Origin of the sequence: Streptomyces lydicus (genome assembly GCF_001729485.1) — a bacterium.
GTDB classification, from domain to species: domain Bacteria; phylum Actinomycetota; class Actinomycetes; order Streptomycetales; family Streptomycetaceae; genus Streptomyces; species Streptomyces lydicus_D.
Genome location: NZ_CP017157.1, coordinates 1,531,868 through 1,546,531, shown reverse-complemented (window position 1 = coordinate 1,546,531; position 14,664 = coordinate 1,531,868). Strand labels below are relative to the sequence as shown.

The 14,664-nt window shown below is 72.3% G+C and carries 10 protein-coding genes; 5 read left to right on the top strand and 5 right to left on the bottom strand.

Annotated features, from left to right (window positions below; all coding sequences use genetic code 11):
- Window positions 1-499 precede the first annotated feature (499 nt).
- Complete coding sequence (locus tag SL103_RS06570) at window positions 500-1,405, top strand: TauD/TfdA dioxygenase family protein (protein WP_069573476.1); 906 nt, start codon at window positions 500-502, stop codon at window positions 1,403-1,405.
- 134 nt (window positions 1,406-1,539) lie between these two features.
- On the opposite strand, the gene SL103_RS06565 is transcribed toward SL103_RS06570, so the two are convergent.
- Window positions 1,540-2,376, bottom strand: a complete 837-nt coding sequence (locus SL103_RS06565) for an ArsR/SmtB family transcription factor (RefSeq protein ID WP_069567811.1) — start codon at window positions 2,374-2,376, stop codon at window positions 1,540-1,542.
- A gap of 675 nt (window positions 2,377-3,051) precedes the next feature.
- Window positions 3,052-5,832: a pyruvate, phosphate dikinase gene (gene ppdK, locus SL103_RS06560; protein WP_432215388.1), complete on the bottom strand. Its 2,781-nt coding sequence runs from the start codon at window positions 5,830-5,832 to the stop codon at window positions 3,052-3,054.
- Between the two features lie 604 nt (window positions 5,833-6,436).
- Here ppdK and SL103_RS06555 point away from each other — a divergent pair.
- A complete protein-coding gene (locus tag SL103_RS06555; RefSeq protein ID WP_244303854.1) occupies window positions 6,437-7,339 on the top strand; it encodes a sigma-70 family RNA polymerase sigma factor in 903 nt (300 codons plus the stop codon).
- Between the two features lie 36 nt (window positions 7,340-7,375).
- Here the strand turns inward: SL103_RS06555 and SL103_RS06550 are convergent, their stop codons facing one another.
- Both SL103_RS06550 and dusB read right to left on the bottom strand, forming a co-directional pair.
- The gene (locus SL103_RS06550) at window positions 7,376-7,948 is read right to left on the bottom strand and encodes a MarR family winged helix-turn-helix transcriptional regulator (RefSeq protein WP_069573473.1); all 573 of its coding nucleotides are present in this window, start codon (window positions 7,946-7,948) and stop codon (window positions 7,376-7,378) included.
- Between the two features lie 77 nt (window positions 7,949-8,025).
- Entirely contained in the window at window positions 8,026-9,153 is a 1,128-nt protein-coding gene (gene dusB / locus SL103_RS06545) for a tRNA dihydrouridine synthase DusB (protein WP_069567809.1), read from the bottom strand.
- 177 nt (window positions 9,154-9,330) lie between these two features.
- On the opposite strand from dusB, the gene SL103_RS06540 reads away from it, so the two are divergent.
- Window positions 9,331-10,785: an MFS transporter gene (locus tag SL103_RS06540; RefSeq protein WP_069567808.1), complete on the top strand. Its 1,455-nt coding sequence runs from the start codon at window positions 9,331-9,333 to the stop codon at window positions 10,783-10,785.
- 114 nt (window positions 10,786-10,899) lie between these two features.
- Here SL103_RS06540 and SL103_RS06535 read toward each other — a convergent pair whose 3' ends face one another.
- A complete protein-coding gene (locus tag SL103_RS06535; protein WP_079145595.1) occupies window positions 10,900-11,838 on the bottom strand; it encodes a helix-turn-helix transcriptional regulator in 939 nt (312 codons plus the stop codon).
- A 101-nt stretch (window positions 11,839-11,939) separates the two neighbouring features.
- Here SL103_RS06535 and SL103_RS06530 point away from each other — a divergent pair, with 101 nt between their 5' ends.
- A complete protein-coding gene (locus SL103_RS06530; RefSeq protein ID WP_069567807.1) occupies window positions 11,940-13,391 on the top strand; it encodes an MFS transporter in 1,452 nt (483 codons plus the stop codon).
- A 205-nt stretch (window positions 13,392-13,596) separates the two neighbouring features.
- Window positions 13,597-14,601, top strand: coding sequence for an aldo/keto reductase (locus SL103_RS06525; protein WP_069567806.1), 1,005 nt, complete (start codon window positions 13,597-13,599; stop codon window positions 14,599-14,601).
- Window positions 14,602-14,664: the final 63 nt, after the last annotated feature.

Below are 14,664 nucleotides of genomic sequence, written 5' to 3'. Positions count from 1 at the left end.
GGCATTGAGGGCTCCGGCACCGAAGGGGTACGGTGCGTGGCATGAGCACGCACTTGGAGGTCCGTGAGGTGGCGCCGCGCGACGGCGGCCCCCACGGCACGTGCGCGCCCCGCGGCCTGAGCTTTCTGCGCCGCCGTGGCCGGGTGGGTTCTCCCCCGGCCTGTTGTCGCCGCACCGCCTGAGCCGTCCGGCGGTTGCCCGGGCCGATGCCCGGCCGGCCGACGTCCGCACCGGTGACCGCCGACGTCCGCCCCGGTGACCGCCGCCTCCCTGGCGCGGCGCCGCTCGCGCCCTCGTGATCCCGGCTCGCCCCGCCAGGCCCGGCTCTCCCTTCGTACGCCCTTCACTCCTGCCCCGTACGCCCCTGCCTCCCCGCTTCCCGCCCGTCCAGGAGGACCCGTTGACCACCGCTGCCGAAGCCACCACCACTCCCGCCGCTCCCGCCGCTCTAGTCGCCTCCGACGCTCCCCCCGCCCCCACCACGCCGGCCGCTCCCGTCCTGCGCCCGCACCGCATCCCGGCAGACGGGCTGTACGAGGGCCCGCGGACGCTGCGCCGTACGCCCGACGGGTGGGAGGACCGGCCGTACGAGCGCTTCGAGGTCGTGCCACAGGCCGCGACGATCGGGGCCGAGATCCGCGGGCTGGACCTGTCCCGGCCGCTGTCCGGGGGGCTGCGCGCGGAGCTGAACCGGGCGCTGCTGGAGTGGAAGGTGTTGTTCTTCCGCGGGCAGCACCTTACTTCGGAGTCACAACGCGAATTCGCCGCCAATTGGGGGGAGTTGGAGACCAATCCGCTGCTCGCGCAGGGTGATTCCCGGGACGTGGTGCGGTTCGACAAGGCGGCCGGCGGGGTGCCCACGTTCGAGAACGTATGGCACACGGACGTCACGTTCCGGGAGCGGCCGGCGCTCGGCGCGGTGTTGCAGTTGCGCGAGGTGCCGCCCGCCGGCGGGGACACCATGTGGGCCGATATGGCCGCGGCGTACGACAATTTGCCTTCGGAAATCAGGGCCGCGATCGACGGGGCGCGGGCGGTGCACGACTATCTCCCGGGCTTCGCCCGCTTCTACTCCCCCGCACAACTGGCGCCATTTCAGGAGCAGTTCCCGCCCGTCGAGCATCCGGTGGTGCGCCGGCACCCGGAGACCGGGCGGCGGATGCTGTTCGTCAACGCGTCCTTCACCACGCGGATCGTGGACTGGGACGAGGCGGCCGGCGACCGGATGCTGCGGCTGCTGTTCCAGCAGGCGCACGTACCGGAGTTCCAGGTGCGGTGGCGCTGGCAGGCCGGCGATCTCGCGTTCTGGGACAACCGCGCCACCCAGCACTACGCGGTCAACGACTACGGCACCGCGCGCCGGGTCGCCGAACGCGTCGCCATCGCGGGCGACCGCCCGTACTGAACGTGGCACCGCCGCCCGTACCGACCGGTTGCGCGACCGCCGACCGTACCGGCCAAGGACGCCCGCCCCGCCCGCACACCACCGACCCGCGCACCGAGCGCCGCTCACCCGCGCACCGGCCGCCCTCGCGCCGGTCACCCGTAGGCGGCCTCCTCCGCCGGGCGCGCGCCGCGCAGCAGGGCCGCGCCCAGCGGGGTGAGGGTGTGCAGCACCGCGTTGCCCTGCCGCAGCGTGTTCAGCAGCCCGGCATCGCGCAGCACGGTCGCGTGCTGGCTGGCGGAGGCCACCGAGACGTCGGCGCGACGGGCGAGTTCACTGGTGGTGCAGCCGACGCCGATGCCCTGGAGTATCGCGGAGCGGGTCTGGCCGACGAGCCGCCCGAGGGAACGTTCCTGCGGAACGTGCGGCGTGAGCCGCGGCGCCGGGTGCTCCACGGGGTAGACCAGGACGGGCGTCAGGTCCGGGTTGTGGAACGTGACCGGGGTGCGGCGGCAGAAGTACGAGGGCAGCAGGAGCAGTCCCCGGCCGTTGAGATGCAGTTCGCGGTCCACCGGGTAGTCGGCCTCCAGGACCGGCGGGCGCCAGCGCATCATCGGCGGGAGCAGGGCGAGCAGCCGGTCCGCGCCGCCGTCGAGCAGGGCCCGGCCGCGGGCCGCCCGGTCGGCCTCGATGCGGCCCTGGACGCGGGACCAGTACGGGGCGACGGCCACCTCGTAGTAGCGCTGGAGAACCCCCGCGAGCCGGCCGAGGGCGCGGCTGTCGCCCTCGGCCATCGCCCGTATCCACGACGGGAGCGGGCGGGTGGCGGTGGACAGCCGGGACAGCTCGTCGTGCAGCCGGACGGCGGGTGTCTCGCGCAGCGCGGCCAGCGCGTCCCCCATCCCGAGGAGCCCTTCGGCGGGCGTCAGGAAATCGGGGAAATAGCCGCGCGTGGGCACCAGCGGCGCCAGCAGCCGCGCTTCGCCATTCAACTTTCCACGCGTTTCCGATCGCCATTTGCCGAACGCGGAATCGTCCCGCCGGTCGCGCAGACGGTGAAAGCTCAAGACCGTCTCCCACAGCGCGTCCGGGCGCGCCGCAATGCGCACACGGGCCAGATCGAGTCCACTGAAATGGACGCGTAACACCGAACCTCCACCCCTGTTTCCTCAGTCGGCCCCCGGCACGCCTGAGTATGCACGCCAACACGCGCGGTCACCATGCCCTTTTGGCCAGACTTGAAAGGGCTCGCGCGACCCGGCAGGCGAGAGCAATGCTTGTACTCAATTCGACGGCGGCGCGACCGGCCCGGATTGCTCGATCCCGTGGGGGGTGATGGGCAATGAACCGGCCGCTCGGCAGCCCCGTCGAAGGCCGCCTTCCCGCGCCGACCGGGGTGGCGGCAGCTCCCGAGGGGGGAGTCCGGAGAAAGCGAGGGCGGCACCTCCGCACAGGTGCCGCCCCCGTCCGCTGTCCCTCCCCCGCATCTGCTCACCCCGAACGCAGAAAACCGAGGGCGGCACCTCCGCACAAGGTGCCGCCCTCGTTGGGTTCCGGAGCCTGGCGAGGGGGCGGGTGAGGGTCGGGCGCCCGGCCCGCCGGCTCCGGTGGTGCGTTTCCGGGGCGCCGCGGTGCGCTCGGCATCCGCGGGGCCCCGGAAGACTGGTTCAGCGGCTGTCGCTGCCCTTCGACTCGGCCGCCGCCCGGCCCGCTTCCAGTCGTGCGACCGGGATGCGGAACGGGGAGCAGGAGACGTAGTCCAGGCCCACCTCGTGGAAGAAGTGGACGGACTCCGGGTCGCCGCCGTGCTCACCGCAGACGCCGAGCTTGAGGTCCGGGCGGGTGGCCCGGCCGGCCGCGGCGGCGTTGCGGACCAGCGAGCCCACGCCGTCCTTGTCGATGGTCTCGAACGGGCTGACGCCGAAGATGCCCTTCTCCAGGTACGCGGTGAAGAAGCTGGCCTCGACGTCGTCGCGGGAGAAGCCCCAGACCGTCTGCGTGAGGTCGTTCGTGCCGAAGGAGAAGAAGTCGGCGGACTCGGCGATCTGACCGGCCGTGAGGGCGGCGCGGGGCAGCTCGATCATCGTGCCGAGGGTGAGCTTGAGCTCGACGCCGTGGGTCTTCTCGACCTCGGCGATGACCTGCTCGGCCTCCTCGCGGACGATCTCCAGTTCCTGGACGGTGCCGACGAGCGGAATCATGATCTCCGCACGCGGGTCGCCCTTGGCGTTCTTGCGCTCGGCGGCCGCCTCGGCGATGGCGCGCACCTGCATCGCGAACAGCCCGGGGATGACCAGGCCCAGGCGTACGCCGCGCAGACCCAGCATCGGGTTCGATTCGTGCAGCTTGTGCACGGCCTGGAGGAGGCGCAGGTCGTTCTCGTTGGCGTCCTTGCGGGCCTCGGCGAGCGCGACCCGGACCGACAGCTCGGTGATGTCGGGCAGGAACTCGTGCAGCGGCGGGTCCAGCAGCCGTACCGTCACCGGCAGTCCGTCCATCGACTCGAACAGCTCGATGAAGTCGGCCTTCTGGAGCGGCAGCAGCTCTTCGAGCGCGGCCTCCTTGTCGGCGTCGGTGTCGGCCAGGATGAGGCGCTCGACCATCTCGCGCCGCTCACCGAGGAACATGTGCTCGGTGCGGCACAGGCCGATGCCCTGGGCGCCGAACCGGCGGGCGCGGGCGGCGTCCTCGGCGTTGTCGGCGTTGGCCCGTACGCGCAGCCGGCGCACCCGGTCCGCGTACGCCATGATCCGGTGGACGGCCTTGACCAGCTCGTCGGCGTCCTCGGCGCCGGCGTGCATCCGGCCCTCGAAGTACTCCACGACCGGGGACGGCACGACCGGTACCTCACCGGAGTAGACCTTGCCGGTGGAGCCGTCGATGGAGACGACGTCGCCCTCCTCGATGACGGTCCCGTCCTGGGTCGTCATCCGGCGGGCCTTGGTGTCGACCTCCAGCTCCTCGGCGCCGCAGACACAGGTCTTGCCCATGCCGCGGGCGACGACGGCGGCGTGCGAGGTCTTGCCGCCGCGGGAGGTGAGGATGCCCTCCGCGGCGATCATGCCGTTGAGGTCGTCGGGGTTGGTCTCGCGGCGGATCAGGATGACCTTCTCGCCGGAGCGCGACCACTTGACGGCGGTGTACGAGTCGAAGACGGCCTTGCCGACCGCCGCGCCCGGGGAGGCGGCGATGCCGCGGCCGATCGTCTCGGACTTCGCGCCCAGGTCGAAGCGGGGGAACATCAGCTGCGCCAGCTGCGCGCCGTTGACCCGCTGGAGGGCCTCGGCCTCGTCGATCAGGCCCTGGTCGACGAGCTGGGTGGCGATCCGGAAGGCGGCACCGGCGGTGCGCTTGCCGACCCGGGTCTGCAGCATCCACAGCTTGCCGCGCTCGATGGTGAACTCGATGTCGCACAGGTCCTTGTAGTGCGTTTCGAGCGTCTCCATGATCTGCATCAGCTGGTCGTACGACGTCTTGTCGATCTGCTCCAGGTCCGCGAGCGGGACCGTGTTGCGGATACCCGCGACGACGTCCTCGCCCTGCGCGTTCTGGAGGTAGTCGCCGTAGACGCCCTGGTGGCCGCTGGCGGGGTCGCGGGTGAAGGCGACGCCGGTGCCGGAGTCGGGGCCCAGGTTGCCGAAGACCATGGAACAGACGTTGACGGCCGTGCCGAGGTCGCCGGGGATGCGCTCCTGGCGGCGGTAGAGCTTGGCACGGTCGGTGTTCCACGAGTCGAAGACCGCGCGCACGGCGAGGTCCATCTGCTCGCGCGGGTCCTGCGGGAAGTCGCGGCCGGTCTCCTTGGCGACGACGTCCTTGAAGTGCGCGACCAGGCTCTTGAGGTCCTCGGCGTCGAGGTCGACGTCGACGCGGACGCCCTTGGCCTGCTTGGCCTCCTCCAGCGCCTCCTCGAAGAGTTCGCCGTCGACGCCCAGCACGGTCTTGCCGAACATCTGGATCAGCCGGCGGTAGGAGTCCCACGCGAACCGCTCGTCACCGGCCTGCGCGGCGAGGCCGGAAACCGACGCGTCGGAGAGGCCGATGTTCAGAACGGTGTCCATCATGCCGGGCATGGAGAACTTCGCCCCGGAACGCACCGATACGAGCAGCGGGTCGTCGGCCTGGCCGAGCTTCTTGCCCATCTTCTGCTCAAGGGCGTCGAGGTGCTCGGAGACCTCGGCACGCAGTGCCGCCGGCTCGGTGCCGCTGTCGAGGTAGACCTTGCAGGCTTCGGTGGTGATCGTGAAGCCCGGAGGCACGGGAAGCCCCAGGTTGGTCATCTCGGCGAGGTTCGCGCCCTTGCCGCCTAGCAGGTCCTTCAGGTCCTTGTTGCCCTCGGTGAAGTCGTAGACGAACTTCGCGGACGAAGGCTGGGTTACGTGGGGATCTTGTGTTTCCGGCACGGCACTGACTCCTCGCCGACGGGCTGCCCTGACGGCCAGGAACATACCCAGATCGAAGGCGTATGGGTACGTCCACTTGGTCGACATACGTGCGTAACCAGTCGTCCGCCACCAGATCGAAAGTGATCACGCGCTCGGGCGACACTTCATTACCTGAATGCATCACTACACTCAGCTGCTCGGTTGGGCCATTCGTACTACGCAGTGCGACGAATGGGTCAATGAATCGAACGCATGACGCGTGGCACCGGGTGCCACCCTTGGAGAGGTGGAGCCCGGCGCCAACCGCTCATCTGAGCGCAACCCCTATCAGGGGTGGCGAGAATCACGCGCTCATGTGTGAGTGGGTCCCATCATTTGGACCCGCTTCGCGCTCCTCGCTCAGGAAAATCGTCGACCGGAACACGCACCCGGTCCCGCCCGAGCGGCAGATCTGCGCGCAAATCGGCCACCCGTCACTCCGCAGGCAGCCCCGAGGAGAGCCGCCGGGCCATGGTTCCCGGCCAAGGTGAGGTCCGCTCCCGCGTCCGAGGTCGTATACGGCCGGCCGGCACGCCCCCGCGTCCGTCCTCGCGGTGAACTCCTGGGCCACTACCGGGAAGATGCTCCCGGCCCCTCTGTCGCGGGCCCCCGGGAAGGAAGTGACACGGTGGACGAGAGTGCAGGCACGGTGGACCGGACCGCGGTACTCGCCGCGCGCTTCGAGGAACACCGGGCGCGACTGCGCGCGGTGGCCTACCGCATGCTCGGTTCGCTCAGCGAGGCCGACGACGCCGTACAGGAAGCCTGGCTGAGGCTGCACCGCACCGACACCAGCGGCGTCGAGAACCTCGCCGGGTGGCTGACCACAGTGGTGGCCCGGCTCTGCCTCAACCAGCTGCGCACCCGCGAGCACCGGCGCGAGGACCCCCTGGAGGTGCGGATACCCGACCCGGTCGTCAGCCGTGCGGACGGCGTCGACCCCGAACAGGAAGCCCTGTTGGCCGACTCCGTCGGGCTGGCGCTGCTGGTGGTGCTCGACGCGCTGGCGCCGGCCGAGCGGCTGGCGTTCGTCCTGCACGACATGTTCGCCGTGCCCTTCGACGAGATCGCCCCGCTGATCGAGCGGTCCGCGGCCGCGACCCGGCAACTCGCGAGCCGCGCCCGCCGCCGGGTGCGGGGTCGGGCCCCGGCGCCCGACCCGGACCTCGCCCGGCAGCGGAAGGTCGTCGACGCGTTCTTCGCCGCCGCCCGTGACGGCGACTTCGAGGCGCTGGTCACGGTCCTCGACCCGGACGTCGTGCTGCGCTCCGACGGCGGCGCCGGGGCCCGCCACACCGTCGTGCTGCACGGCGCGCGGACCGTGGCCGCGCAGGCCCTCACCTTCGGGCAGCTCGCCCCGTACGTCCGGCCGGCGCTGGTCAACGGGGCCGCCGGAGTCGTGGTCGTCGCCCAGGGGCGGCCGCTGTCCGTCATGGCCTTCACCGTCACGGACGGGCAGGCCGTCGCCATCGACGTACTGGCCGACCCGGCGCGGTTGCACCGGCTCGACCTGGCCGTCCTCGACCGCTGACGGCCGGTGCACCGGCGGCGTGGGCTCAGGCGGCGGTCAGTGCTGCGCGCGGCGGCCGCTGCGCCGGGGCGGTGGCTCCCGGCCGTCGAGCAGCTCCAGCCGGCGTTCCGCGCCGCGGGTCTCGACCTGGAGCACCACCCGGCGCAGCAGATCCGCCAGGTCCTCCGCCTCGTCGTCGCTCAACGCCTCGGTGACGAAGACCTCCTCGGCGTTGAACTCCGGGACGATCCGGGCCATCAGCCGCTCGCCCTCGGGCGTGACGGCGAGCAGGACGAGCCGCCCGTCGACCGGGTGCTCCTTGCGTTCCAGCAGGCCGCGGCCCTGCAGGGTGCGGGCGACGCCGGTGAGCGTGCCCTTGGAGATGCCGGCTTCCGCGGCGACCTCCCGGGTCTCCGGCTCACCGCGGATCCACACCACCCACAGCACGACGAACGACGTCCAGGTCAGATCGGCGCCGCGCAGCACGGAGTTCTCGACGTGCTGGCGCACGGCAGCCGCGGCGCGGTGGAGGCCCGCCACCGCGGCCATCTGCGCACGGTGGAGGGGGAGGTCCCCGAGCCTGGCCCGTACGGCCTGCTCGGTGTCCTCGACGGAACGGTCTCCGCTCACCACAGCGCGCACTCCCTCGGCCAGCTCCCGTACGGACTCAAACGGTAACGCCGGGCCCGTGGGGCCGCGCGCCGCGCTCAGCCGCCCGAGGTGTCCAGCTCCGCGTCCGCGTCGACGCCCGCGCAGTCGTACGGGTCGTCCAGCCAGCCGTCCGGGAGGACGACGCGGTTGCGGCCCGACGTACGGCCGCGCGGGCCGTCCGCGCCGGCCGGCCACGGCTGGTCCAGGTCCAGCTCCGACAGCAGGGACTCCAGCTCGTCGAGCGAGGAGGTCACCGCGAGGCTGCGGCGCATCTCGGAGCCGATCGAGAAGCCCTTGGTGTACCAGGCGACGTGCTTGCGGAAGTCGATCACGCCGCGCGCCTCGTCGCCGATCCACTCGCCGAGCAGGGTGGCGTGCCGCAGCATCACGGCCGCGACCTCCTTGAGGGTGGGCTCGGCGTAGGTGCCCGTCCCCTCGAAGCCGGCGACCAGGTCGCCGAACAGCCAGGGCCGGCCCAGGCAGCCGCGCCCGACGACCACCCCGTCGCAGCCGGTCTCGCGCATCATCCGCCGGGCGTCGTCCGCCGACCAGATGTCCCCGTTGCCGAGCACCGGGATCTCGGGGACGTGCTCCTTCAGACGGGCGATGGCGTCCCAGTCGGCGGTGCCGCCGTAGTGCTGGGCCGCGGTCCGCCCGTGCAGCGCGATGGCGGTGACGCCCTCCTCGGCCGCGATCCGCCCCGCGTCCAGGTAGGTGATGTGGTCGTCGTCGATGCCCTTGCGCATCTTCATGGTCACCGGCAGCGCGCCCGCGTTCGCCACCGCCTCGCGCAGGATGGAACGCAGCAGATGGCGCTTGTACGGGAGCGCCGAGCCGCCGCCCTTACGGGTCACCTTGGGGACCGGGCAGCCGAAGTTGAGGTCGATGTGATCGGCGAGGTCCTCGTCCGCGATCATGCGGACGGCCTTGCCGACGGTGTCCGGGTCGACGCCGTACAGCTGGATCGAGCGCGGCTTCTCGGTCTCGTCGAAGTGGATCAGCTGCATGGTCTTCTCGTTGCGCTCGACCAGCGCCCGCGTCGTGATCATTTCGCTGACGAACAGGCCCTTGCCGCCCGAGAACTCCCGGCACAGCGTCCGGAACGGGGCGTTGGTGATCCCGGCCATCGGCGCGAGGACCACGGGCGGCTGCACGGTGTGCGGACCGATCTGCAGCGGAGTCATGGGGCTGTCTTCCTCGGCTTCCTTCGACGGGGCGGGGCGGGCGGGCCGCACGGCGTACGGACGGGCCGGCCGGCGGCTGCGACCTCCTATTGTCCCGCACCGCGGGAGTGGCCCTGCCGGGACCACGGGAGCGGGCCTACCGGGCACGGACGACGCGGATCGTTGTAGCGTTCAACCATGCCTGACCTCAGCCGCCGGCGTCGACTCCTGGTACTGGCGATCTGCTGTATGAGCCTGCTGATCGTCAGCCTGGACAACACCGTGCTCAACGTCGCCCTGCCGTCGATGCAGCGTGAGCTGCACGCCTCGGTCTCCGGGATGCAGTGGACGATCGACGCCTACACGCTGGTGCTGGCGTCGCTGCTGATGCTGGCCGGTTCGACGGCCGACCGGCTGGGCCGGCGGCGGATATTCACGGTGGGGCTGGTGGTCTTCGCGCTCGGCTCGCTGCTGTGCAGCCTGGCGCCCGGCCTCTCGTGGCTGGTGGTCTTCCGGATGGTGCAGGCCGTCGGCGGCTCGATGCTCAACCCCGTCGCGATGTCGATCATCACCAACACCTTCACCGACCCCCGGGAACGTGCCCGTGCCATCGGGGTGTGGGGCGGGGTCGTCGGCATCAGCATGGCGGCCGGGCCGGTGATCGGCGGGCTGCTGGTGCAGAGCGTCGGCTGGCGCTCGATCTTCTGGATCAACGTCCCGATCGGCGCGCTCGCGCTGTTCCTCACCCTGCGCTACGTCCCCGAGTCACGCGCCCCGCGGCCGCGCCGGGTCGACCCGGTGGGCCAGCTGCTGGTGATCGCGCTGCTCGGCTCGCTGACGTACGCGATCATCGAGGCGCCCGGCGCCGGCTGGACCTCCCCCGAGATCCTGGGCTTCGTGCTGGTGGCGCTGGTCTCGCTGGTGGCGCTGATCGGCTACGAGCGGCGCCGCAGGGAACCCCTGATCGACCTGCGGTTCTTCCACAGCGCGCCGTTCAGCGGCGCCACCGTCGTCGCGGTGTGCGCCTTCGCCGCGCTCGGCGGCTTCCTCTTCGTCAACACGCTGTACCTGCAGAACATCCGCGGGCTGTCCGCCCTGGAGGCCGGGCTCTACATGCTGCCCATGGCCGGGATGACGCTGGTCTGCGCACCGCTGTCGGGACGGCTCGTCGGCAACCGCGGCCCCCGGCTGCCGCTGCTGCTCGCCGGTACCACGATGGGCGCGAGCGGGCTGCTCTTCGCGGCCTTCGACGCACAGGCGAGCAACACCCTGCTGTTCACCGGCTACGTCCTCTTCGGCATCGGATTCGGCCTGGTCAACGCACCGATCACCAATACCGCGGTGTCCGGTATGCCGCGCGCCCAGGCCGGGGTGGCCGCCGCCGTGGCGTCCACCAGCCGGCAGGTGGGGCAGTCGCTCGGCGTCGCGGTGATCGGCGCCGTACTGGCGGGCGGGGCGCACGCCGCCGCCGGCGGGCAGCAGTTCGTCGCGGCGGGCCGGCCGGCCTGGTGGATCATCGCCGGCTGCGGCGCGGCCGTCCTGCTGCTCGGCGCCCTGACGACGGGCCGCTGGGCCAGGGCCACCGTCCGGCGCACCGCGGCGCTCTTCGAGGAGGACCGGCCGGGACACCGCCCGGCCGACGCGCGGTCGTAGGGCGGCGCGCCGTCGGCGGGCGGCCCGAGGCCGTGGGACAGCGCGCGGCCGGTGTCCGGCCCGCTGCGGCGCGGCGACCGGACGCGGTCACGTCACCCGGCGGGCCCGGCCACGTCACGCCGCGGCGAGCGCCAGCTCCTCCAGCTGCCGGAGCCGCTCGTGGGTCGTCTCGTCCACGGGGGTGTAGGCCAGCAGCTTCGGGCCGGGGTTGGGGCCCGTCCACAGGCTGGTGGCGGTCACCTGGAGGAGGCCCACCCGGGGGTGGCGGAAGAGCTTGACGGAGCTGGCCGGGCGGATGACCTCGTGCTGCGCCCAGATCTCCCGGAACTCGGGCGAGGCGTCCGTCAGCCGGGCGACCAGTGCCTTCCAGGCGGGCTCCGCGACGTGCTCGGCCATCGAGGCGCGGAACTTGGCGGCCATCAGCCGCATCGTGGCGTCCAGATCGACCACGCACGCCCGCCAATCGGGGTTGGTGAACGCCAGCCACATGCAGTTGCGGTCCTCTTCGGGCAGCGCGTCGAGGTCGCACATCAGCCGCCCGTAGGTGCTGTTGTGGGCGAGGATGTCGAACCGGCTGTTCTGGACGACCGCGGGGAACGGCGCCAACTGCTGGAGCATCTGGCGCAGTTCACGCGAGACGCCGGTGCACTCCTTGCCCGGCAGCGGATCGACGGCGCCGGCGAGCGCGAAGAGGTGGCTGCGCTCGGCGCGGTCGAGCAGCAGCGCGCGGGCCACCGCGTCCAGGACCTGCGGGGAGACGTGGATGTCCCGGGCCTGTTCGAGCCAGGTGTACCAGGTGACGCCGACGGCCCCCAGGTGCGCGACCTCCTCGCGGCGCAGCCCGGGCGTCCGGCGGCGGGCACCGCGCGGCAGGCCGACCTGCTCGGGGGTGATGCGCTCGCGCCGGCTGCGCAGGAAGGCGGCCAGCTCGGCCCGGCGCACGGCGTCGTCGCCGGGTGTCGTGCCCGTGCGCGGGGCGGTGCCGGACGGCGGCGGAGCGGCGGACGCGGCGGGGCGTGTGGCAGCCTGCGTCAGGGTCGCGTCTACGGTCATGCTTCCAGGGTGCCGCAGTGCTCAGCCGGTTGCCAGGTAGCACCGATACCAGGATAAGGACACTCTGGTACCCGTCTGAGTCGTCGGCGATCGTCGACACCGTGAGCGATACCCGAGCACTGACCCCCACTCTCGAAGCGCCGGCCGACGTGCCGCCGAAGCCCGCCGTCCCGGCGCTGCTGACCCCTCTGGGCCTGCTGACCGTTCTGCTGGGCGCCGCCCTGCCCATGATCGACTTCTTTATCGTCAACGTCGCCCTGCCGACCATCGACCGCGACCTGCACGCGGGCCCCGCGATGCTGGAGATGGTGGTGGCCGGATACGGCGTCGCCTACGCCACGCTGCTCGTCCTGGGCGGCCGGCTCGGCGACATGGTCGGCCGCCGCCGGCTGTTCCTGTGGGGCCTGGCCGCGTTCGGTCTGACCTCGCTGGCCTGCGGTCTCGCCCCGGACGCCGGGACGCTGGTGGCCGCCCGGGTCACCCAGGGCGCGGCGGCGGCGCTGCTGCTGCCGCAGGTGCTGGCCACCATCCAGGCCACGACCACCGGCAAGCGGCGCGCCAGGGCCGTCAGCCTGTACGGCGGCACGGCCGGCGTCTCCAGCGCCGTCGGCCAGGTGCTCGGCGGGCTGCTGGTCTCCGTCGACCTGGCGGGCACCGGCTGGCGCGCGGTCTTCCTGGTGAACGTGCCGATCGCGGCGGCGGCCTGGCTGCTGGCCGCCCGTACGGTGCCCGAGACCCGCTCCCCGCACCCGACCCGCGTCGACGGTCCCGGTACCGCGCTGCTGGCCGCCGCCCTGATCACGCTGCTGCTGCCGCTGACCGAGGGGCGGGCGGCCGGCTGGCCCCTGTGGTCCTGGCTCCTGCTGGCCGTCTTCCCCTTCGTCGGCACCGCGTTCGTCCTGGTCGAGCCGCGGGCCGAGCGTTCCGGGCGCACGCCGCTGGTGCCGCCCTCGCTCCTGCGCATCCCGTCCGTGAACAGCGGGCTGGCCATGATCGTTCCGTTCTCGGTGGGCTTCGGCGGGTTCATGTTCGTGGTGGCCGTCGCCCTGCAGAACGGCCTGCGTTACGGCCCGTTCGCGGCCGGCCTGTCGCTGGTGCCGCTCTGCGTGACCTTCTTCATCGCCTCGCTCGCCGGGCCGCGGCTGGTCGGCCGCTTCGGGCGGCGGGTGGTGATCGCCGGTTCGCTGATCCAGGGCGGCGGGCTGATCGCGCTGGCGCTGACCGTGCACGCGAGCTGGCCCGGTACCTCGGTGGCCGGTCTCGCGCCGAGCATGGCGGTCCTGGGCTTCGGGCAGGGCATGGTGCTGCCGGTTCTGATGCGCATCGTGCTGAGCGAACTGCCGGTGGCGCAGGCGGGGGTGGGCGGCGGCGCGATGGTCACCACCCAGCAGTCCGGGCTCGCGCTGGGCGTGGCGACCCTGGGCACCCTCTTCCTCTCGCTGCTGCCGAGCGTCGGCATCCGCGACGCGCTGCTCGCCGCCCTGTTGACCCAGCTGGCCATCGTCGCGGGGACCACGGCGCTTGCCCTGCGGCTCCCGCGGTCCGTGCGCTGACCTGCGGAAAGGCGCGAGGAGACAGCCGGGCTCACATGTGACGGCTGACAGATATTGAAATCTGTCAGCCGTCATGCCATGCTGAATGCACGGAGGATCCCGACGGTTTCTCCCGTTGACCGCCGGCGCCGCCAACGCCGCGCGGGCCCCTCCGGCGCCCGCCGGAGCCCCCTCCGACGCCCCCTCTTTCCTTCAGGAGCACGCAGTGCAGACCCGCACCCTGGGCACCACCGGCCCGCAGACTTCCGCCCTCGGCCTCGGCTGCATGGGTATGTCCGCTCTCTACGGCGACAGCGACCGCGCCGAGTCCCTCGCCACCGTCCACGCCGCCCTCGACGCCGGCGTCACCCTGCTCGACACCGGCGACTTCTACGGCATGGGCCACAACGAACTCCTCCTCAACGAGGCCCTGCGCACCGCCCCCGCGGCGGCCCGCGAGTCCGCTCTGGTCAGCGTCAAGTTCGGCGCCCTGCGCACCGTCGAGGGCGGCTTCACCGGCTACGACGGCCGACCCGCCGCGGTGAAGAACTTCGCCGCCTACTCCCTCCAGCGCCTGGGCACGGACCACATCGACATCTACCGCATCGCCCGGCTCGACCCGGACGTCCCGGTCGAGGAGACCGTCGGCGCCATCGCCGAGCTGGTCGAGGCCGGCCATGTGCGGCACATCGGCCTCTCCGAGGTCGGCGCGGAGACCTTGCGGCGCGCCGCGGCCGTCGCCCCGATCTCCGACCTCCAGATCGAGTACTCCCTCCTCTCCCGTGGCATCGAGGACGCGATCCTGCCGACCGCCCGCGAACTGGGCATCGGCATCACCGCGTACGGCGTGCTGTCCCGGGGCCTGATCAGCGGCCACTTCAGCCGCGACCGCAAGCTCGCCGCGAACGACTTCCGCGGTATGAGCCCGCGCTTCCAGGGCGAGAACCTGGCACACAACCTCGACCTGGTGGACGCGCTGCGCAAGATCGCCGAGCAGAAGGGCGTCTCGGTCGCCCAGATCGCCATCGCCTGGGTGCTCTCGCGGGGTGAGGACATCGTCCCGCTGGTCGGCGCCCGCCGCCGCGACCGGCTGTCCGAGGCGCTCGGCGCCCTGGACGTCACGCTGGACGCGGAGGACCTGGCCGCGATCGAGCGGGCGGTCCCGGCCGATGCCGCCGCCGGCGCGCGCTATCCGTCCGAGCAGATGGCCCACCTCGACAGCGAGCGCTGACCGCAGCGGCGGGCGAGGGGCACGGCCAGGTACCGTCCGTAGGTACCACCACCCCCGCCCCGC